The organism is Bacillus sp. FSL H8-0492 (genome assembly GCF_038006145.1).
Lineage (GTDB): Bacteria > Bacillota > Bacilli > Bacillales > Bacillaceae_G > Bacillus_A > Bacillus_A mycoides.
The window spans coordinates 3456691-3476757 of sequence record NZ_JBBOUP010000001.1 but is presented as its reverse complement, the minus strand read 5'-3'; the positions used below and the strand labels follow the sequence as shown (position 1 = coordinate 3476757).

Sequence of the window (20067 nt, the reverse complement as noted above, 5' to 3'; positions counted from 1 at the left end):
AGTTTCATTTTATTAAGAACGATCATCTTTTTATGAAATATAATCATAATCGCGACGCCAAAAAAATAAAGATAAGAGTAATTTGGTTTGTTAAAAATATGTGTATAAGGAGATACGTGATGAACTGGGTTACTCATAAACCATCGTTTGAATTTGAAAATTTTAGTCCTATTATTCGGTCACAATCTGCGTGGAGTGGGCATTTAGATTTCGCATATGATTTAGTAAGATTTGAAGAACCAGCAACTTTAGTTGAGTTAGGTACGCATTTAGGTGCTTCCTTTTTTAGTTTTTGCCAGGGGGTAAAAGATGGTGGGTTAGCCACAAAATGTTTTGCTGTAGATACTTGGGCTGGAGATGGGCATACAGGTCCATATGGAGAAGGGGTTTTTCAAATAGTAGAAAAAGTGGTGAGGGATAACTACCTGAATATAGGGAATTTAATTCGGTCTACTTTTGATGATGCTCTGGATGAGTTTCAAGATGAAACGATAAATCTTTTGCATATTGATGGCTATCATACGTATGAAGCTGTTTCTCATGATTATAAAACATGGTTACCTAAAGTTGCGAAAAACGGTATTGTATTATTTCATGATATTGAAGTTAAAAACGGTGATTTTGGTGTGTATAAGTTTTGGGATGAGGTCAAGGTGAAATATCCTCATTTTCAGTTTGGGCATTCATATGGACTCGGAGTTTTATTTCCGAAAGGTTGTAGCGATAAGTTTTCGGAAATACTTAAAAATAAAGAAGAGATACAAAATATGTATAAATAAAAGAGGGGCATGCATCGATTAAATGATGTGTGCTCTTTTTTTATGTGGAAATATATTATTACATATGAGGTGAAAGCGGTAGTAAAAAGTTTTGTTGAGGCAAATATTAAAAAGGTTATTATGGGTTAATAATTAGTGGGGATGGATAAAACCCTCATTGATTAAAGTTTTATTTCATTAGGTGTTTTTATCTAAATAAATAAAAATACAACATTTTTTATATTTTTCATTGCGAAAAGCGCAATCTACTTTTACAATAGAAAGGGTTGTGAATATATTATACTGAAAAAATAAATCGAAATAATATGAAAATTTTGTTTTGTCTTCGCTAATTGTATACTACATACACGTAAGACTACATACATCATGTTATCGACTTGTAAGGAGAGAAAAAAATGAAAAGTGTAAGATTACCATCGATGCTAGAAATTATTATTCTTTTATGCCTATTTCTTGCTGTCGTCTTTTCCTTCCAAACGATTTTTGATCTCCCAATTCAATTAGCGCTATTTATTTCATGGTTTTTAGTTATTGCGCTTGGATTAAGATTAGGATTTCGTTATCAAGAATTGCAAGATGCAATTACGAAAGGGATTTCTAATGGATTAGAAGCAATTCTTATTTTAGTTGCAGTTGGGGCTTTAATTGGAACGTGGATTGCTGGTGGGGTTGTACCTACATTAATTTATTATGGATTAGAATTCATTCACCCTAGCATATTCTTATTGGCAACTTTAATTATTTGTTCAATCACTTCTATCGCGACAGGAACATCATGGGGAACAGTTGGAACTGCAGGTATTGCTATGATGGCGATAGGTGAAGGGCTTGGATTACCACTTCCGCTTGTTGCGGGTGCAGTCCTTTCAGGAGCTTATTTCGGAGACAAATTATCACCACTTTCTGATAGCACAGTTCTTGCAGCTTCTATGGCGAAAGTAGATGTTATTGCTCACGTTCGAGCTATGCTCGTATTAGACGTTCCAGCTTTTATTATTACCAGCATTATGTTTACTGTTGCTGGATGGATGTATGGCGGGGATAATGTAGATTTAAATAGAGTAGAGTTTTTAAAAGAAGCTTTATTAAAGCAATTTGATATTAAAATATGGATGCTTGTTCCTGCTGTAATCGTTATTGTGCTATTGGCGCTGAAGAAACCTTCTATGCCAACAATTGCTATGGGAGCTTTAATTGGTGCAATTTGGGCAACTCTTTTCCAAGGGATGCACTTTGGAGAGGCAATTGGAACAGCATATAACGGATTCTCAATTCAATCTGGTGTCGAGTTTGTCGATAAGTTATTAAACCGTGGTGGAATTAACGGTATGCTTAGTTCAGTAGCCGTTATTATTTTCGGCTTAGGTTTTGGTGGACTACTTGAAAAGCTAGGAGTTTTAAAAGTAATCGTATCAAAATTTGAGAAGAAATTAAATTCTGCAGGTAATGTAACGTTGTCTACGTTAATTGTGGCATTCTTAGCTAATATATTTGGTTGTGCGATGTACGTATCACTTATTTTAACACCGAAAATTATGGAAGATAGCTATGATAAATTAAAAATAGACCGCCGTGTATTAGCGCGTAACTCAGAAGTAGGTGGAACGTTAACTTCTGGTATGGTTCCGTGGTCGGATAATGGTATTTTTATGGCTGGTATTTTAGGTGTAGCAACGTTCTCATATGTTCCGTTTATGTGGTTAAGCTTTGTTTCATTAATTTTGGCAGTTATTTACGGATATACAGGAAAATTCATTTGGTATGTAGATGACGCTGAAAAAGGAAAGCAAGCATCATAAAAAAATACCTTCTGCGATGGCAGAAGGTATTTTTTTTGTATATACGAGTGAGAATTCTTATCATTTGAAGGAAAGTCTGTTAAAATGAGAAATGTAGGTATTTTATTTTCAAGGGGATGAAAAAATGGAGTACAGAATTGAAAGAGATACATTAGGAGAAATGAAAGTTCCAGCTGATAAATTATGGGCAGCACAAACGCAGCGTAGTAAGGAAAATTTTCCGATTGGAACAGAGCATATGCCACTTGAAATTGTAAAAGCATTTGCGATTTTAAAGAAGAGTGCAGCGATTAGCAATCAAAAATTAGGGAAGTTATCAGAAGAAAAAGCACAAGCAATTGTGGAAGCTGCTGATGAAGTTATCGCAGAAAAATGGAATGAACATTTTCCACTTGTCGTATGGCAAACCGGTAGTGGTACACAATCGAATATGAATGTAAATGAAGTAATTGCAAACCGCGGTAATCAAATTTTGAAAGAAAAGGGATCTGACGTACATATTCATCCGAATGATGACGTGAACATGTCTCAAAGTTCAAATGATACGTTCCCAACAGCACTTCATGTAGCGTGTGTAATTGCGGTAGAAAATCATGTATTGCCAGCTATTACGAAATTAAAAGAAACATTAGCAGAAAAAGTAACTGCATTTGAACATATTATTAAAATCGGTCGTACGCATTTACAAGATGCAACACCTTTAACGTTAGGACAAGAAATTAGCGGATGGCACCGTATGCTTGAAAAAACAGAGCGTATGATTGCAGATAGCAATACATATATGAAAGAATTAGCAATTGGTGGTACTGCGGTTGGAACTGGAATTAATGCGCACCCTAAATTTGGTGAGATGGTAGCAGAAGAAATTAGTCTGTTTACAGGTAAACAATTTGTTTCTGCACCAAATAAATTCCATGCGTTAACGAGCCATGATGAAGTTGTATTTGCACATGGAGCATTAAAAGCATTAGCTGCTGATTTAATGAAGATAGCTAACGATGTGCGCTGGCTTGCAAGTGGTCCACGAAGTGGTCTTGGGGAAATTATTATTCCTGCAAATGAACCAGGAAGCTCTATTATGCCAGGTAAAGTAAATCCAACGCAAAGTGAAGCATTAACAATGGTTGTAGCACAAGTTATGGGGAATGACACAACAATCGGATTTGCTGCGAGCCAAGGTAATTTTGAGCTAAACGTATTCAAACCAGTTATTGCTTACAACTTCCTGCAATCTGCTCACTTATTAGCGGATGCAACCGTTTCGTTTAATGATAAATGTGCAGTTGGTATTGAAGCAGATGAAGAAGTAATTAATGAAAATGTAAATCGTTCATTAATGCTTGTAACAGCGCTAAACCCACATATCGGGTATGAAAATGCCGCGAAAATTGCAAAGCATGCCCATAAAGAAGGGTTAACTTTAAAAGAAGCAGCATTGCAATCTGGACTACTAACAGAAGAGCAATTTGATGAGATTGTAGATCCGAAAAAAATGATTGCTCCGAAAGAATAATAGAAGAGGCCAAGATTCTTAATTTAGAATCTTGGCTTTTTTTGATATTTATTTTATGTTTCCGCCACTTGTACTACTGCAAGCTCCAAAAGATATTATTTGTTAGAAGACGTATTCATTACTTTCATATTCGGACAGTTCTCTTTTAAGAGTGAAATGAATTTTTCTTCTTCTTGTGGTACGAAAGTTGTCACAGAGTCAAATAAATTATAATCAATTTCTAATTGCTGCCTAGTCCATTTTTCTGAACGGAGTGTTTTGCCAGAGTATTTAATGTGACGGATATTTTCAAATGGAATTTCAGTACGTAATATGAAACCGTGTTTTACAATAAGAGAAGATTCCGTTATGTTGTAGTGAGAGAAATAGAATGAAGAGAGATTCACGATATTTAACAGCATCATAAGAGTGAAAAAAATAGAATTTTCGTTTTGGAAGAATAGCGAAATGAAAAAAATAATTATAAATAATGTAATAAAAATGACGTGAAATGGATTTTTTTTCGCTTTAAACTTCAAGTTAGTCACCTCGTTATACGTGTTCTTTAACCAAATTAAATCATAACATCGTAATAAAACGTGGGAATATGCAGAATTGCATATTCTTTCGGTTTATTATTCGTGTAAAATTTTTTGATAGGATAAATTTAAATGAAGTTTTTAATAGTGGAGTGGCATAAAGTGACTAACAAGAATAGAAGTGTAGTGCTAGTCATAATTAGTTGTATGATGATTATGAATGGCTGCTCAAATAGATTCGTTGAGGATGGAAAGCGAAAACATGTATTTGTACAAGCGAGTAAAGTTTTAGTGGAAGTTGTTTATAAAATATATAAAAGGTAAAAAGGGTGTTTCTATATGTGGAAACACCTTTTTTGTAGTTAAAATTGAATACTGAAGTTTTGGAATGAGTGAATGCCGGTTCCATGTTGAACGAGGTTGTTATCACTTAAATATTGAATATCGTATTTTACTTCTTTCAATATAGTAGGAGAAAGACCAAGTGTATGATGTGAACCGTAAATTTGTTTAATAGGAGAGAAGTTTGTAATTTTGTTTAGAGACTGAACTAAGTCTACAGGATTTGTCGATGGATAAAATGCAAAAATCGTGCCTTCATAAAGTAAATCTCCTGTAAATAAAAACTCAGTTTCATAATCGTATATGCAAATATGCCCCGGTGAGTGACCTGGAGTATGTATAATTTGAATTTTCCTATTTCCGATATCAATAATATCTCCATCTTTTAGTAATTTTGTTGGTGTTCCTTGAAATGGCTTGAATGTCTCAGGTTGAAATGTTTTAGGGGTAGGTAAAGTAATATCACGAGCGATGTCTTTCCGGATTTGAGCGATAGGAAGCCCTTTTATACCGTTAATGAGCCAATCTTCTTCTAAAGCATGTACATAGAGTTTTTCATATTGTGAGTGACTACCGATATAATCCCAATGAACGTGTGTTGTGACAACTGTAATTGGTAAGCTTGTTAGTTGGTCCGTTATACGTTTCATATTATCGATACCTAGTCCAGTATCAATAAGAAGTGCGGTAGTATCGCCTATAAGTAGGAAGGAATGTACTTTCTCTCAATGTCCATATTCACTAATCGCATATGTATTTCGAGCGATTTGTTTAACAGTAAACCAAGGGTCGTGCAGAATAGTCATGTTTTGTTTCACATTCTATAGTAATTCATTTATTAAATACATTCGCTTTTCGTTGCTTTAAGTCCTTTTTTAATTTATTTAATAGATTTTTTTATGAAAGTTTATAAAATGGGTAAACGGAACGTTGAAATGTTTGTTTGTGTTATGTTAAGATGGTGAAGTGGTGATAAACGTTATTGTGATTTGTTTAGTTTTTAAATAAATGTTTTGAAGGAGTGTTTAGTGTGAATGGTATTTCAGAGAAGTTTTGGGATGCGTCGATAGAGGAATTGAAGAAAGGGTATGTATTTGACGAGGAAGCAGAGGAGTATGTTTGTTTAGCTTGTGGAGAAACGTTTATTAAAGGGGTTATTTATCAAGAAAATCAAGTTTTGTATGAAGCAGAGAAGTTTGTACAGTTGCATATTCAAAATGAGCATACATCTATGTTTGAATATTTATTAAATCTTGATAAAAAGTTTACAGGCTTAACTGATTTGCAAAAGAAAATGGTTCAGTTTTTCTATATGGGACTTAACGATAAAGAGATTGTAAAAGAAATGGATGGCGGGAGCACATCGACGATTCGCAATCATCGATTTACATTGCGCGAGAAAATGAAGCAAGCGAAAGTATTTTTAGCGTTAATGGAATTGTCAGAAGAAAAATCAAAAGTTCAAACTAAATTTGTACCGATTCATAGAACAGCTACGATGGTGGATGATAGATACAATATTACAGAGGAAGAAAATGCTGAAGTTTTAACAGCGCATTTTACAGAAGGTTTGGATGGACCGCTTTCTAAATTTCCGAAAAAGCAAAAGCGTAAATTGATTATATTACGTCATTTAGTGAAGAAATTCGATAGTAATAAAAAGTATACTGAAAAAGAAGTAAATACAGTTTTAGAAAATATATATCCGGATTTTGTAACTTTGAGAAGATATTTAATCGAATATGGTTTTTTAGATAGAACAGCTGATGGAAGCCAATATTGGGTGAAGTTATAAGAATGAAGAGAAGAAAATGAATAGATGCACATAATAAAAACAACTATACAAAGAGATAGAGGATTACAGATACGAAAAATATGTTAAAGTTCTATGATGAATTTGAAAATAGTGAGTGGAAGAGGCAATTACTTTGACGAGCAAACAGTATAGAAATGGTTGGAGTAATTACAATTATTTGAGCACGGATTTAACCGTGCAGATTTTAAATAAAAGGAGAAATGAAATTTGAAACCACCTACAGATAACAATAAAGAAGGTGTAGAGTCACAGAAGTCAGAAACAGAACATAAGCCGATATGGAAATCGATGTCCATGTTTTTAGTGCCGTTACTTTTAAGTAATGTATTACAATCAGTTGGACAGTTATTTGGAATGGTAGTAGTAGGAAGATGGCTTGGCGTAAATGATCTAGCAGCTATATCGGCATTTTTCCCGTTATTTTTCCTACTCGTTTCATTTGTAATTGGAATTGGTTCTGGTAGTTCAATTTTAATTGGTCAGGCATTTGGTGCTAAAAATGAGGAGCGCTTAAAAGCTATCGTTGGTACGACGCTTACGTTTACTTTTATTATCGGAGTCGTGTTGGCGATAATAGGTAGTATTTTTGCGATGGATATTATGCGCCTTATGGGAACGCCAGAAAACATTATTGAAATAAGTGTGCATTATGCAAGAATTTTATTTATATCTATGCCAGTATTATTTTTATATTTTGCATACACAACATTTATGAGAGGTACAGGAGATTCTAAAACGCCATTTTACTTTTTAATCGTGAGTACAGCGCTAAATATGATCTTATTACCAATTCTTATTTTTGGCTGGTTAGGAGCTCCGAAATTAGATGTTTACGGAGCTGCATATGCTTCAGTTATATCTACAGTTATTACGTTTATTGTCATGCTAGTGTATTTAAAGAAGAAAAATCATCCACTACAATTAGACGGGACAGTAAGAAAATATCTTCGTATGGACTGGGAGTTATTAAAATTATTGTTACGCCTCGGTATTCCAGCGAGTATTAATATGATATTAGTTTCATTATCAGAGATCGCGGTAATCGCATTTGTAAATCGGTACGGTTCAGATGCAACAGCGGCGTATGGCGTTGTGAACCAAGTTGCAAGTTATGTACAAATGCCAGCGGTTAGCCTCGGTATTACAGTATCAATTTTTGCAGCGCAATCAATTGGTGCGAACCAATTTGATCGATTGCAGAAAGTTGTTAAGGCCGGAATTATTATGAATTATATCATTGGTGGTGTATTAATATCTCTTATTTACTTGTTCTCAAGAGATATTTTAGCACTATTTTTAACAAGTCAAAATACAATTGACATTGCTCATAGTCTAATCATGATTACATTATGGAGCTACTTAATTTTCGGTCATGCACAAATTATTAGTGCGACAATGCGAGCAAGTGGTACTGTACTATGGCCAACTGTAATCAGTGTTGTATCAATTTGGCTTGTTGAAGTACCTGTGGCGTATTATCTTTCTTACCATACGAGCCTTGGAATAGAAGGGATATGGATTGGGTATCCAGCTGCATTCATCGTTAGCTTAATATTACAGTATGCATATTATAAGCTTTCATGGCAGAAGAAACGAATTACACGATTAGTGAGTTAAAAGATGAAAATGTCCCTAAGTCATTATACTTAGGGACATTTTTTTATGAATGCTTATAAATAACTTTTTAAAGTTATGTCAAAATGTTGTCTAATGAGTTCTCCATTATTCATATAAAACTCCCAAGCTGTATCTGGCTCACCGATAATTTCAAATGAACCTTCTGTAATATATAAAGCGCAATTATCTTCTAATGCAATACCTTCTATATTACCTTGGTGAGTTTGTAAAAACGTATGGAAGGCATTCATTCTATTTAATTGATTGTAATGGGGGCAAAATCTTTTGTTAACAATACCCCAGCCACTACTTTCTATATAACCGGAACCTTCATAATCTGAACGAATGCTAGATGTGAACCAGCACATAGCACCGGCACTATATCCTGCAATAAGTGTTCCACGTTTTAAAGCAAATAGTAACTTTTCATCTAGTTTATGTTCTTTCCATTGTTCAAGCATGTGAACGTAATTTCCACCGCCAAGGTAAATTAAATCGGCAGAATGAATCATCTCATCTATTTCATATTTAGTAGGTGTTTCGGTTGAAATGCGTAAAATTTGAACCTCACAATGTAATTGCTTTTCAAACGTTTCTAAAAATAACTTTATATATCCTTCATCATCACGACTAGCTGTAGGAATGAATAATACTTTTGGGTATTGTTTATTCGTTAATTCTATAAGTCGTTCATTAATATGCAAGTGATTTGGATCTTGTAAATCACCGCCACCAATGACAGCTAATTTCATAGTAAAGCACCACCTAATAATATTTGTTATGTAAAAATTCGATAGTGGGGAGTTACATTCCTTCTGTGATTTAATGAATAAGGGGAAATAAAGTAAACAATATATTGAAATAACATAAGGAGTCGATAGCTGTGGATAGAAAGGAATTAGAAGCAGTTTATCCCGCTATTTGCGGGCAGTAAACTCCCGCCTCAAAATTCGATTGGAGCAAAGAAGTTAGGTGGGAGATCAACTGCCCGTAAACGCCCGATTGGTGTGGGCTAATAATCAGTGGGGGATGAACAAAATCCCCATTGATTAAAGTTTCACTTTATTGATATATAATACTGGAAAATATTGTTTCAAAATATGGGAACAATATGTTTAAATGAATATAACGACGTACTAATGAATGTTGAAAGAGTATTTATATTTAAAAAGTACAGAGAATACCAAAAGTTTTACAAAAGTGTTTTTTACTTTTTATAGGAACTTATTTTATAATATAGTTAAATTATATTAATATATTTATTAGCGTAGACTAAAAAGAGGGAGCGTGAAAGAGTGGATTTTCGATTTGAGTTCGCAGCAAAGGTGAAAGAATATTTAGATGATGAAAAAGATGAAAAAATAATAAAAGATGGACACAGAGATATAATTTATAAATATTTATATCCGTTAGAGAGTGAAATTGGAATTTTTAAAAACCCTAACTTTACTTTTTTTGCATCAGGAAGACGTTCACATATAGTATTAGAAAATATTGAATTTAAAACAGAAGTAAACGTAGAAAGTAATATAATTGAAATTACAAAAATAGTGGATAATGTGGTGATTCCATTAGATACTATCGTAGCTAAAGATCGGGAATTATTTGCACTTGGGCGTAATGAGAAATTTAGTGTGCAAATATTAGAATATTATCTCTATGATACATTTGGGGAGAAGTTAGGTTTACAATGAATCGAACGTGGTACAGATAACTAATTAGTGGAGATTAGAATGCATTTAAGTATCAGTTAATATCATTTATGTTTGACCTTCTATATATTTTATACTACAATCTGTAGTGTGAAAGGGGCCATACGATGTTTACTCAAAACTACAAGTTAAATGAGCAAGGGTTAAATCACTTTTTCGGACCGCTTGAAGCGAAAATAATGGAAATTGTTTGGGCTACTAAGGGTATTACCATTAAAGATGTGCAACAGAAATTAAGTGAAGAATCCCCGGTGAATTTTAATACTGTAATGACAGTTATGAACAGATTAGTAGAGAAAGCACATTTAGAAAAGCATATTGTGAAAAGAAGTGGTATGTATCGTACTACACAAACGAAGGAAGAATTTTTATCTAATCAAACGAAGAAAATGACACAGGAATTAATGGGGGAATTTGGAGATCTTGTTGTGAACCATATGATAGATGAGTTAGAACAAGCTGATCCATCTTTAATAAAAAAATTAGAAGAGAAATTAAGTCGGCTAAAAAAAGAGGACCGATAAAATGAAGTGGCAAATGCGTAAAATCGTTTTGTTAGCAGTGACTATTAGTGTGCTTTTTTTAAGCATGTTAGTATACTACGTTACATACCCATTTCTTTTTCAAAATAAAGCATTTTTCCTTTCTCAATTTTGTTTATTTGAATTACAAAAACATATGAGGGAACTATCAATACTTCGTATAATGATAGCCGGATTACTGTTATTTACTGTAATCATTATGAGTAAAAGAATTTGGAAGCAATTTTTTTATAGTAAAAGATTGAAAAGAAATCTCGTGTCTATTACTAGAAAAGGAAAGCAAGTGTACGTATTATCAACGTTACAGATTACGGCATTTACAATTGGATTATTTCGACCGAAAATTGTCATTTCAGAAGGAATGTTTCAGGCATTTTCTGAGGAAGAAATTGATGCGATTGTATTACATGAGGAATATCATCAAAAAAATCGAGATCCATTAAAGTTATTTTTCTTTACATTGATAGCTGAGGGAATGATGTATATTCCTATATTAAAAGGGATGTTGCAGCGTTATCATGTATATCAAGAGCTATCAGCAGATAAATATGCGATGCAAAAAATGAAATCTTCATTTGAGCTAGGTAGTGCATTATTAAAGTTAATTAAAATAAAGACGATGGAAAATCAATGTATTACAGCGTCGTTTGCGAAAACCGCAATTAATTTACGAATTGAGCAAGTGTTGAATGAGAAAGTTGTTAAGCTGAATATGCCATTACATACAAATTCAGTATATGTAACGTTAGGGCTATTTTGTATGTCGATTGTACTTATTGTCGGAGAGTGCATATAGCCTCTTTTTTTAATAATTAACACTACACATTGTAGTGTATTTAGGAGGGATAAAATGAATGCGGCGGATTTAACAATTTGGCTAGTAGTAGGGGCTGGGATACTTTCATTTATATCACCATGTTCTTTACCGCTATATCCATCTTATTTATCATATATTACAGGTGTGTCTATTCAAGATTTAAAAGAAAATCGTGGGATTATGCAAAAGTCAGCGATTATACATACAGTATTTTTTATGATCGGTTTCTCGGTTATATTTTATGCGTTAGGTTTATCGGTGAGTTGGATTGGGATTACTTTTTCATCTAATCAAAGATTGATTCAGCAAATTGGTGGGATTTTTATTGTTTTGATGGGGTTATTTATGACTGGATTGTTTCAGCCTAAGTGGCTTATGGCAGAGAAAAAAGTGCAGTATAGAAGTAAATCGACAGGATATATTCGCTCAGTTTTGGTCGGCATGACATATGCAGCAGGATGGACACCGTGTGTTGGTCCGATATTTTCTGCAGTGCTTATGCTCGGGGCGACCAATCCTGAAAGTGCGCTTCTTTATATTACGGCATATACTCTTGGCTTTGCAGTTCCATTTTTCGTGATGGCATTTTTTATTGGAAAGGTAAAATGGATTGTTACTTATGCCAATGTCATGATGAAAATCGGCGGTGGAATGATGATTTTAACAGGGGTTTTATTATATACAAATCAAATGACGAAAATTACAGCGTTCTTTATTCGTCTATTCGGCGGATTTACGGGATTTTAGAAATGAGGAGGAAGAAAAGTGAAGAAACTAATTGCTATTATACTAGCTGGGGCACTAATTTGGGCCGGAGTTAACTTTTATAATACTAAGAAAGAAGAAAAAGAAAGAAAAGCGAAACAAGCGGAGTTACAAGAGAAGGAAGTATTACCACAAGTGGGATTTAAAGCGCCGAACATAACATTAAAAGGATTAGATGGGAAGCTTTATTCGTTAAATGATGCAAAGGGAAAACCATATGTTATTAATTTTTGGGCATCATGGTGTGGTCCATGTGAAATGGAGGCTCCTGATCTAGTTCGTTTGTATGATAAATATAAGGAGGATGTTGAAATCTTTGTGGTAAATGCAACAATCGGGGATCCAGTACAAGAAGCGAGCGCATTTGCAGATCGTCACGGATTTAAATTTCCTGTTCTATTAGATATGGACGGAGTAGCTGGAATAGATTATAAAGTATTTTCTTTACCAACGACATTTTTTGTTAATAAAGATGGAATTATTGTAGATCATGCACGAGGTGTATTACCTCCAGATCAATTAGAAGAGAAGTTTAAGAAAATAATTGAGAATTAAGAGGGGATTTCATAGTGATGGAGTGGATGGTGAGGTTACAACCCGTTTCTCTTATAATAGGAAGTTTATTTGGATTTACTCTAATGAAACTAAGGATGAAAAAGCAAAATATTCAATATGAAAAAATGATGGATGCAGTAACGAATGGCTTTCTTATCATTGTATTAGTATGGAAATTCGCACCGGCAATTTTAAATCCGGTATGGGCCATTGGGGCGCCAATGCCAGCATTATTAGCTGTAGGAAGTATTCAGCATATTATAGTAGGGTGCGTAATTGCGAGTATATATATTGTTTGGAAAAGTAAAAAAGAGCAATTTTCTCTTCGGATTTTACTTGATACATTACCTTTTGGATTTTGCGTGAGTATAATCTTTTATTTTATATTCCATCAAGAAGTAGGTGCACAAACGACACTGCCGTGGGGGATGAAAATATATGAATCAAAATTTTTGTATCATCCTATTTTCATGTATGAGATTATACTCGCACTCGGTATAATTGGCTCGTTATGGATTGAAAATGAAAGATTAGGAAATGGAAAGAATATAAGCTTTTTTCTAATTTGCGAGGGAATTGCTCATATCATTATTTCACTTATTAGTGAACAAAATTCAGTTCTATTTGGTCTTTCAATACAGCAAATACTCAGTTTTTTTGTTATTAGTTTAGGGATTTTGTTAGTACCAAAAAAATAAAAGTAGCCATGCACGGAGAGCATGGCTATTTTTGTATCATCATATGAATTAAAAAATCGGCGGAGTAACAGAAAATAAAACAATCGCATTTTTCTCGAATTGATTTACCCATTTATGTTTTAAATAAGCTGGTATTTTTACGCTATCACCAGTTTCTAATGTGTATTCTTCTTCATTTAAGTGCAATGTGATTTTTCCGTCTAATACAAATGCTAATTCTTCACCTTTATGTTCTAGAACATTTTCTGATGAAGCAGTATTTGGTGGGATAGTCATAATTGCTGTTGCTAAATTTCCTGTGAAATCAGGTGATAACAATTCATATGATAAATTATCGATAATCATTTTTTTTCTTTTATGAGAACGTACAATTAAATCGTCTGTATTATTTTCTTCAAGTAAAAAACTAAATGTTGGAACATCAAGAGCTTTTGCAAGTACCTTTAATGTTTGAATAGAAGGGTTAGCAGAACCACGTTCAATTTGACTAAGCATTGATGGTGTGATTTCGGCCATCTTTGCTAATTCTTTACTAGTTAATCCTTTTTCTTTTCTTTGTTTTTCAATCTTTTTACCAATATCTATATTTTCCATAATAAATGCTCCTTAATAATTATTAAATTATATTTAAATAAATTAAATTGAAATTAACTAAAATGAATTATTTATGTTAAACTATATTAAAATTAATTTAATTATAATTTATTATATGGCTAGCTACAAGGATATGAGGAGGAAGAGGAATGAAGGAGATAGAGGCATTAAAAGAGCAATATCCACTAGTAAATAACTTAATCGCAACAGAAGAAGTATTTTGGATAAACCCGAATATGGAAAAGTATGAAACAGCAATAAAAAATTCGCCACTTAATGAAGAACATGTAAAAGACGCGGAAGAGAGATTAAAGCGTTTTGCACCATATATTGCGAAAGTATTTCCTGAAACGAAAGAAACAGGCGGTATTATAGAATCACCTTTAGTGAAAATCTCTTCTATGAAACAATCTTTAGAGAAAAGTTATGGGCAACCTATTTTAGGGGAATTACTATTAAAATGTGATAGCGGGCTTCCGATATCAGGATCAATAAAAGCTAGAGGCGGAATATACGAAGTGCTGAAACATGCAGAGCAACTGGCACTTCAGCATGGAATGTTAACAGGGAAAGATGATTATTCAATTTTAGATAGTGATAGATTTAGAGGTTTTTTTGCGAAGTATTCAATTGCAGTAGGTTCTACTGGCAATTTAGGGCTTAGCATCGGTATTATGAGTGCGAAATTAGGTTTTAATGTGACTGTTCATATGTCGGCAGACGCAAAAGAATGGAAAAAAGATTTATTAAGAAGTAAAGGTGTAAACGTTATTGAATATGAAGCTGATTATAGTAAAGCAGTAGAAGAAGGAAGACTGCAAGCAGATGCAGATCCTAGCTGTTATTTTGTTGATGATGAAAACTCACATGATTTATTTTTAGGATACGCAGTAGCAGCGTCACGTTTACAAAAACAATTAGAAGAGTTAGAGATTGTAGTAGATGAAGAATACCCTTTATTCGTTTATCTTCCGTGCGGGGTAGGTGGTGGGCCTGGCGGAGTAGCATTCGGCTTAAAGTTATTGTACAAAGACAATGTGCATTGTTTCTTTGCTGAACCTACGCACTCTCCGTGTATGTTACTCGGTTTAATGACAGGGCTTCACGATAAAATTGCCGTTCAAGATATCGGGATTGACAATGTAACTGATGCGGATGGGCTTGCAGTAGGAAGACCATCTGGATTTGTCGGTAAAACGATGGAACCATTTTTGAGTGGAAATTACACAGTAAGTGATGAAGAGTTGTATAGATTATTAAAAGAACTGGCTGATACTGAAAATATTTATTTAGAGCCTTCTGCGTTAGCGGGTATGATAGGGCCGTTGAATGTATGTAAAGCTGAAAATGAGTATTTACAAAAACAACATTTAACAGAGAAGGTGAAGAAAGGTACTCATATTGTGTGGGGAACTGGCGGTAGTATGGTTCCGGAAGACGTGATGAGTGGTTATTATAAAAAAGGTTCGGAATTAACGAAAGCAGAGTAAGGAAGAATGAGGCGATTTAAAGCCTCATTTTTTCATGTACATAAAAATCTTTGTTATTTTCACATTAGTTCTTTATAGTATAGTTATAAAGGATTATTCATATCGATTAAATATAACAAAACAGCTTTATTTTACATAATAAGAGGATGTGTATACGATGTCATTACAGACTAAATATATAGCGGGTATTTCGCTTGGGGTTATGGGTGTAGGTTTTGCGGCTTCAATCCCTTTTCAAGGAACGGTAGCAGGAGAAATTATACAAGGTGGATTTGAAGCTGGGTTAGTTGGTGGACTTGCGGATTGGTTTGCGGTTACAGCTTTATTCCGTCATCCGTTAGGAATTCCAATTCCACATACAGCATTATTACCTAAAAATCGGAAACGGGTAACAAAGGGTCTCGTTTCTACGTTAGAAAATGAATGGCTGACGAAAGAAAGTATTACAAGTAAAGTAAAAGAAATGCAGCTAGCACAAATGGTACTGCAAATTGCTGAGAAAGAGTTACAGTCTGACGCTGTGAAAAAAGGAATTGTAACAATTGCTGAGAAAGCGATTCTTCAAATAGATACAGAAAAATTAGCTGTTATTATTGAAAAAGAATTAAAAACGTATTTGCATACAATTAACACAAGTAACATATTACAAGTTCTCGTGGATCAATTAGTAGTGCAAGAATATGATGAAAAAACACTTGATTACATATTAGTAAAAGTGAAAGATTGGACAGCTCAAGATGAAGCACGTTATCAGCTCGGAAGCTTAGGCATGAAGGCGATGGAAAACATAAAAGTAGATGGATTCCTACAGTTTACTTTGAAATCATTTATGAATATTGTAGATGAAGATAAAATTGGCGGCATTTTGCAGAAGTTTATCATTAGCAATATTAACAGCTTACAAGATGCAGATAATAGCACAAGACAACTTATATTAGCGAAAATTCGTCAAGAAATTATAAATGTAAAAGAAAATGAATCTTTATTACAGGAGTTAGAGAAGTGGAAAGAAAAATGGATTGCAAATTGGAATGCTACTGACAAAATAAAAGAGATGCTAGAGCAAGTACAGAGTAGGGTAGTTACTTTTGTGAAGAATGAAGAATTTGTTGATAAATATGTTGTTCCATTCTTACAAACACAAATGAATAAAATAAAAGCAGACGAACTGATTGTTCAAAAAATAGAAGATTGGTTACAAAAACAAGTTGTTACTATTATTGAAAAGAATCATTCAAAAATTGGAAAGCTTGTGCAAGAAAACCTTGATAAATTAGATGATAAAACATTAATCGAAATGATTGAAAATAATGTCGGTAAAGATTTGCAGTGGATTCGTGTGAACGGGGCTGTTTGTGGTTTTATGATTGGATTAGTTTTAGAAGGAATAAAAGCGATTATATGAGAAAAACCTTCCACAATTGTGGAAGGTTTCTTATTTTTCGATAACACTCATATTTATATTATAAGCTTTCTCGATATTTAATTTGTACGTCCCATTTCCTGTTTTTATCGAGTTTTTATACCAATGTTCTTGCCCGTTTAATTCTGGATTTTCTTCTGAAGAATTATTTTCTTTTTTCGTTAAATCTTCTACTTGTTCCCAAGGTGTGTTCCCGTGAGTTTCTTTTTTGTTTGTTATGGCGATTAAAGATACATCACTTTCTTTTACTAAATGAACAGATACATTTGAACTTTCTTGTACAAACCAATTATTTTGTAATTGACCTGGATAAAGAGATAGTTCGTTATTTGAAGCGCGGATCTCTACATTTTTATTTTGCGGAAGAACGAGTGTTTGTTTCACCTGTGGTGTTGAGTTAAATAACGTATGCTGAACCGGTAATGATTTTAAAGTTATATACATCGTTTCTCCAGCTGTTTGAACTGAAAGGAAATCCTCTTGTTTTAAATTGAGTTTTTCATTTGCTTTCGTCGTCATTTCATATGTTCCAAAAAGATGAATTTGATTTGTATTATCTCCCTCTATCGTTAGAGGGTGATGCCCCGCATCCACTACGATTTTTTTGATAGATTCAGGTATATCAAGTTGTCCGTCTGGAATATTACTCGTTTGTCTAGTTGTGTTAATAGAATGACGAACTTCTTCTAGCAATCCAGTTGATAATAAGCAGTAAAAAGCAATTCCAACACTTCCTAAAACTCCGATAAAGAAAATACTAAAAATATCATATTTAATAAATGAATGTTCCTTCTTAGAAAATAGAAGGTATAGTAAAATTTCAGCGCCAAGTATGATAAGTAAAACAGGCCACCAGGCTGTTAATGTATCTAATGCTTGAACTCCTTTTACGACTGAAAATAGTAAAAAGCAACCTAATGTAATAATGGAGAGCCCCATTGAGAATGTTCCAACGCGCCATGTTCTCATTCGTTTGTACCACCTTTGTTTTCTTTATTTCCAAGTAACAATTTAAAGCCGCCACCAATTAAAAGGAGAGCAACGATAGATGTTTGGAAATAGCGATAATATAGTTCGCTAAGATGAATATTAAATATAGTTGCAAAATAGTCATTCAAAATAGGAAGGACTGTTTGATCTAATAAATAATAACCACCGAGTGTAATTAACCCAATACCGATCCATCTTTGATGATTTATAAAATAGTCAATGATAGGTTCGTCATTTACACGTTCTTTTCCGTATTTTGCAGTTTGCTGTAACGCATCAAAAAAGCTATAGAACCAAATGATTGGTACTAAAAATAAAAACGCAGAAAGTCTTAATAAGTCGAGCAAATAAATTGATAGTAAAAAGGCTGCCATAAGCTGAAGACCACGGCGTTGTAAGCCTAAATACATATGTCCTGCTCCAGGAAACATTGCTAAAATGGAAGCGAATGTTTTATTTTTCTTTCCTTGTTCTCGGTGCTCTTCAAACTCTTCGAAAATAGTACGGTCATCTAGTTGCTCTCCGCGTTCTTTTTTCTGTAGTTGTTGAACGACATCAAAGAAGTTATAAATCCATAAAACAGGTAGCGTAATAAGGAAGATAAGGAAACTTTCTTGAGATGTTAAGAGTGCAACGAATATAATCATACTTCCTATTCCTGTACAAGCTACTAAAAATGTAAGTCCTCGCTGCATAAGTCCTAATTGGAAATGGCCAAGTCCAGGGATAATTGATAGGAGAATGATATAAAATCGTTCGCTCTCTTTAGAGGACTCTGTAAATTCTCCGGCTGCTTGTTTTTTCGATTGATTAATAATAGTGATAACTAAATCTAATAAATTGATTACCCATAACACGACTAGTAAAAATAGAGAAAGAAAAGCAATATCACGCGCTCCTAATGCTATTGTACAAAATGCTGCAAAGATAAATAGAAATAAAGCCCCTCCGCTATATAAAATAAATCGTCCAAATTTCTTTAAATATAAATGTCCAAGCCCGGGAATTAGCCCTAATACAAGTGCTAAAAAGGGATTTTTATTCATGCTTTGAACCTCCGTCCTTTTTTGATGTGTCTACCGATTTGTTTACAATTTGTTGTGAGATAGAAGACTCGTTATGTTTTGAGGATTTCTCGAAATTTGATGTCGCTGTGAAAATATACTGGAATAAACCACTTACCATAAAAATAATTGTAGCCGCAGTCGCAATTATGTAGTGAATAATCGTGCGCTTTAGTGAGTTTGTTTTTATATTTTCATTAGGCTGTAACGTTTCAAAATTAATTTGCGTCATAACTTCGTTCGTAAATGAATCATCATTTATCATTGGAAGGTTTTCATGTTGTTCATCAATACTTTCCATATAAAGTGCTAAACAATGATCACATTCATAAAGATGTTCTTCCATAGATTCACGTTCATTGTTTGATATAACATCTAATGTATAATTGCGCCAATCTTCTTTTGAATAATGCATCATAGAAACTCTTCCTCCTTCCAATGTTTTTTAATCCATTTTCTTGCCCGATACAGTTTCATTTCGATCGTTTTCACTTCGATGTTTTCCTGAAAAGCAATTTCTTGATAACTTTTTTCTTCTAAGTAATGTGCGAGAACGACGTCACGATAATTGTCGGGAAGTTCTCTCAGTTTTTGAGCAATGAGCAATTTTTGCTCTTTCGTCAATAATAAAGCCTCAATATTATGAGAGGATTTTATATTTTCCGCAGTTTCTTTACATAAGGAGAGTTCTTCGTTTTCTCTAGCTTTTTTTCTCTTATAATCAATAGCGTGATTGGTGGCAATACGTGCCATCCACGTTTTTAATCCGCGAAATTGATAATTTGGGAGAGAGGCGTGAATTTTTACGAATACTTCTTGTGTAACATCTTTAGCATCTTCTTCATGTCTTAAAATGGAAAAGATAACTTGAAAAATATAATGACGATATGTTTGTACAAGGATACGAAAAGCATGTTCGCTTCCTTGCTGTGCTTTTGCAACTAATTGTTTTTCCTCAATCGGTCTCTCCCTCCTTTTTGACGCATTCTATTATATAGACGTAAGAAATGATAAGTCACCCTACACATGTTAT

Annotated in this window: 21 protein-coding genes and 1 pseudogene; 14 read left to right on the top strand and 8 right to left on the bottom strand. The window is 33.7% G+C overall.

The window, feature by feature from the left end:
- The first annotated feature begins 119 nt into the window (after window positions 1-119).
- From MHH66_RS17755 to fumC, 3 genes are all read left to right on the top strand, one after another.
- On the top strand, window positions 120-779 hold the full coding sequence (locus MHH66_RS17755; protein WP_002030981.1) for a class I SAM-dependent methyltransferase: 660 nt from the start codon (window positions 120-122) through the stop codon (window positions 777-779).
- Between the two features lie 395 nt (window positions 780-1174).
- Window positions 1175-2578 carry a Na+/H+ antiporter NhaC gene (gene nhaC / locus MHH66_RS17750; RefSeq protein ID WP_016094352.1) on the top strand — a complete coding sequence of 468 codons (1404 nt, stop codon included), beginning with the start codon at window positions 1175-1177 and terminating at the stop codon, window positions 2576-2578.
- A 124-nt stretch (window positions 2579-2702) separates the two neighbouring features.
- On the top strand, window positions 2703-4091 hold the full coding sequence (gene fumC, locus MHH66_RS17745) for a class II fumarate hydratase (RefSeq protein WP_002064705.1): 1389 nt from the start codon (window positions 2703-2705) through the stop codon (window positions 4089-4091).
- Window positions 4092-4186: 95 nt separating this feature from the next.
- Here fumC and MHH66_RS17740 read toward each other — a convergent pair whose 3' ends face one another.
- Window positions 4187-4609, bottom strand: coding sequence for a PH domain-containing protein (locus MHH66_RS17740; RefSeq protein WP_016094351.1), 423 nt, complete (start codon window positions 4607-4609; stop codon window positions 4187-4189).
- Window positions 4610-4741: 132 nt separating this feature from the next.
- On the opposite strand from MHH66_RS17740, the gene MHH66_RS17735 reads away from it, so the two are divergent.
- The gene (locus MHH66_RS17735; protein ID WP_016094350.1) at window positions 4742-4933 is read left to right on the top strand and encodes a hypothetical protein; all 192 of its coding nucleotides are present in this window, start codon (window positions 4742-4744) and stop codon (window positions 4931-4933) included.
- 38 nt (window positions 4934-4971) lie between these two features.
- On the opposite strand, the pseudogene MHH66_RS17730 reads toward MHH66_RS17735, so the two are convergent.
- Window positions 4972-5697, bottom strand: a pseudogene (locus MHH66_RS17730) (MBL fold metallo-hydrolase).
- Window positions 5698-5981: 284 nt separating this feature from the next.
- Between MHH66_RS17730 and MHH66_RS17725 the strand changes: the two are divergent.
- Window positions 5982-6746: a DUF2087 domain-containing protein gene (locus MHH66_RS17725; protein ID WP_078184271.1), complete on the top strand. Its 765-nt coding sequence runs from the start codon at window positions 5982-5984 to the stop codon at window positions 6744-6746.
- Window positions 6747-6974: 228 nt separating this feature from the next.
- Complete coding sequence (locus tag MHH66_RS17720; protein ID WP_002086395.1) at window positions 6975-8384, top strand: MATE family efflux transporter; 1410 nt, start codon at window positions 6975-6977, stop codon at window positions 8382-8384.
- A gap of 53 nt (window positions 8385-8437) precedes the next feature.
- On the opposite strand, the gene MHH66_RS17715 is transcribed toward MHH66_RS17720, so the two are convergent.
- Window positions 8438-9136, bottom strand: a complete 699-nt coding sequence (locus tag MHH66_RS17715; protein ID WP_002064712.1) for a peptidase E — start codon at window positions 9134-9136, stop codon at window positions 8438-8440.
- Window positions 9137-9679: 543 nt separating this feature from the next.
- Here MHH66_RS17715 and MHH66_RS17710 point away from each other — a divergent pair.
- From MHH66_RS17710 to MHH66_RS17685, 6 genes are all read left to right on the top strand, one after another.
- On the top strand, window positions 9680-10078 hold the full coding sequence (locus tag MHH66_RS17710) for a DUF3942 family protein (RefSeq protein ID WP_002031084.1): 399 nt from the start codon (window positions 9680-9682) through the stop codon (window positions 10076-10078).
- A 125-nt stretch (window positions 10079-10203) separates the two neighbouring features.
- Window positions 10204-10620: a BlaI/MecI/CopY family transcriptional regulator gene (locus tag MHH66_RS17705; RefSeq protein ID WP_078184272.1), complete on the top strand. Its 417-nt coding sequence runs from the start codon at window positions 10204-10206 to the stop codon at window positions 10618-10620.
- A 1-nt stretch (window position 10621) separates the two neighbouring features.
- A complete protein-coding gene (locus MHH66_RS17700) occupies window positions 10622-11434 on the top strand; it encodes a M56 family metallopeptidase (RefSeq protein WP_078184273.1) in 813 nt (270 codons plus the stop codon).
- Between the two features lie 54 nt (window positions 11435-11488).
- Window positions 11489-12202 (top strand): cytochrome c-type biogenesis protein CcdA, encoded by a 714-nt coding sequence (ccdA, locus tag MHH66_RS17695; protein ID WP_002064714.1) that lies wholly within the window; start codon window positions 11489-11491, stop codon window positions 12200-12202.
- An 18-nt stretch (window positions 12203-12220) separates the two neighbouring features.
- The gene (locus MHH66_RS17690) at window positions 12221-12775 is read left to right on the top strand and encodes a TlpA family protein disulfide reductase (RefSeq protein WP_078184274.1); all 555 of its coding nucleotides are present in this window, start codon (window positions 12221-12223) and stop codon (window positions 12773-12775) included.
- Window positions 12776-12789: 14 nt separating this feature from the next.
- Window positions 12790-13473 carry a prolipoprotein diacylglyceryl transferase family protein gene (locus tag MHH66_RS17685; protein WP_078184275.1) on the top strand — a complete coding sequence of 228 codons (684 nt, stop codon included), beginning with the start codon at window positions 12790-12792 and terminating at the stop codon, window positions 13471-13473.
- 48 nt (window positions 13474-13521) lie between these two features.
- On the opposite strand, the gene MHH66_RS17680 is transcribed toward MHH66_RS17685, so the two are convergent.
- A complete protein-coding gene (locus MHH66_RS17680; RefSeq protein WP_002012259.1) occupies window positions 13522-14067 on the bottom strand; it encodes a helix-turn-helix domain-containing protein in 546 nt (181 codons plus the stop codon).
- A gap of 149 nt (window positions 14068-14216) precedes the next feature.
- On the opposite strand from MHH66_RS17680, the gene MHH66_RS17675 reads away from it, so the two are divergent.
- Window positions 14217-15557 (top strand): D-serine ammonia-lyase, encoded by a 1341-nt coding sequence (locus MHH66_RS17675; RefSeq protein WP_002064719.1) that lies wholly within the window; start codon window positions 14217-14219, stop codon window positions 15555-15557.
- A gap of 157 nt (window positions 15558-15714) precedes the next feature.
- Window positions 15715-16962 (top strand): DUF445 domain-containing protein, encoded by a 1248-nt coding sequence (locus tag MHH66_RS17670; RefSeq protein ID WP_078184276.1) that lies wholly within the window; start codon window positions 15715-15717, stop codon window positions 16960-16962.
- 30 nt (window positions 16963-16992) lie between these two features.
- On the opposite strand, the gene exsE is transcribed toward MHH66_RS17670, so the two are convergent.
- The 4 genes from exsE to MHH66_RS17650 are packed head-to-tail and all read right to left on the bottom strand — an operon-like array spanning window position 16993 to window position 19889.
- A complete protein-coding gene (gene exsE / locus MHH66_RS17665) occupies window positions 16993-17949 on the bottom strand; it encodes an exosporium protein ExsE (RefSeq protein ID WP_078184277.1) in 957 nt (318 codons plus the stop codon).
- Window positions 17946-19016 (bottom strand): hypothetical protein, encoded by a 1071-nt coding sequence (locus tag MHH66_RS17660; protein WP_078184278.1) that lies wholly within the window; start codon window positions 19014-19016, stop codon window positions 17946-17948. Before MHH66_RS17660 ends, exsE begins: the two co-directional genes overlap by 4 nt.
- A complete protein-coding gene (locus tag MHH66_RS17655; protein WP_002126705.1) occupies window positions 19009-19452 on the bottom strand; it encodes a hypothetical protein in 444 nt (147 codons plus the stop codon). Before MHH66_RS17655 ends, MHH66_RS17660 begins: the two co-directional genes overlap by 8 nt.
- A complete protein-coding gene (locus MHH66_RS17650) occupies window positions 19449-19889 on the bottom strand; it encodes an RNA polymerase sigma factor (RefSeq protein ID WP_234803710.1) in 441 nt (146 codons plus the stop codon). Before MHH66_RS17650 ends, MHH66_RS17655 begins: the two co-directional genes overlap by 4 nt.
- Window positions 19890-20067: the final 178 nt, after the last annotated feature.

Coding starts and splice junctions, on each gene's coding strand:
- MHH66_RS17735 (WP_016094350.1), top strand. CDS start 4,742: ATGAAGTTTTTAATAGTGGAGTGGCATAAAGTGACTAACAAGAATAGA.
- MHH66_RS17655 (WP_002126705.1), bottom strand. CDS start 19,452: ATGATGCATTATTCAAAAGAAGATTGGCGCAATTATACATTAGATGTT.
- MHH66_RS17715 (WP_002064712.1), bottom strand. CDS start 9,136: ATGAAATTAGCTGTCATTGGTGGCGGTGATTTACAAGATCCAAATCAC.
- MHH66_RS17670 (WP_078184276.1), top strand. CDS start 15,715: ATGTCATTACAGACTAAATATATAGCGGGTATTTCGCTTGGGGTTATG.
- nhaC (WP_016094352.1), top strand. CDS start 1,175: ATGAAAAGTGTAAGATTACCATCGATGCTAGAAATTATTATTCTTTTA.
- ccdA (WP_002064714.1), top strand. CDS start 11,489: ATGAATGCGGCGGATTTAACAATTTGGCTAGTAGTAGGGGCTGGGATA.
- fumC (WP_002064705.1), top strand. CDS start 2,703: ATGGAGTACAGAATTGAAAGAGATACATTAGGAGAAATGAAAGTTCCA.
- MHH66_RS17700 (WP_078184273.1), top strand. CDS start 10,622: ATGAAGTGGCAAATGCGTAAAATCGTTTTGTTAGCAGTGACTATTAGT.
- MHH66_RS17705 (WP_078184272.1), top strand. CDS start 10,204: ATGTTTACTCAAAACTACAAGTTAAATGAGCAAGGGTTAAATCACTTT.
- MHH66_RS17675 (WP_002064719.1), top strand. CDS start 14,217: ATGAAGGAGATAGAGGCATTAAAAGAGCAATATCCACTAGTAAATAAC.
- MHH66_RS17680 (WP_002012259.1), bottom strand. CDS start 14,067: ATGGAAAATATAGATATTGGTAAAAAGATTGAAAAACAAAGAAAAGAA.
- MHH66_RS17660 (WP_078184278.1), bottom strand. CDS start 19,016: ATGAATAAAAATCCCTTTTTAGCACTTGTATTAGGGCTAATTCCCGGG.
- MHH66_RS17755 (WP_002030981.1), top strand. CDS start 120: ATGAACTGGGTTACTCATAAACCATCGTTTGAATTTGAAAATTTTAGT.
- exsE (WP_078184277.1), bottom strand. CDS start 17,949: ATGAGAACATGGCGCGTTGGAACATTCTCAATGGGGCTCTCCATTATT.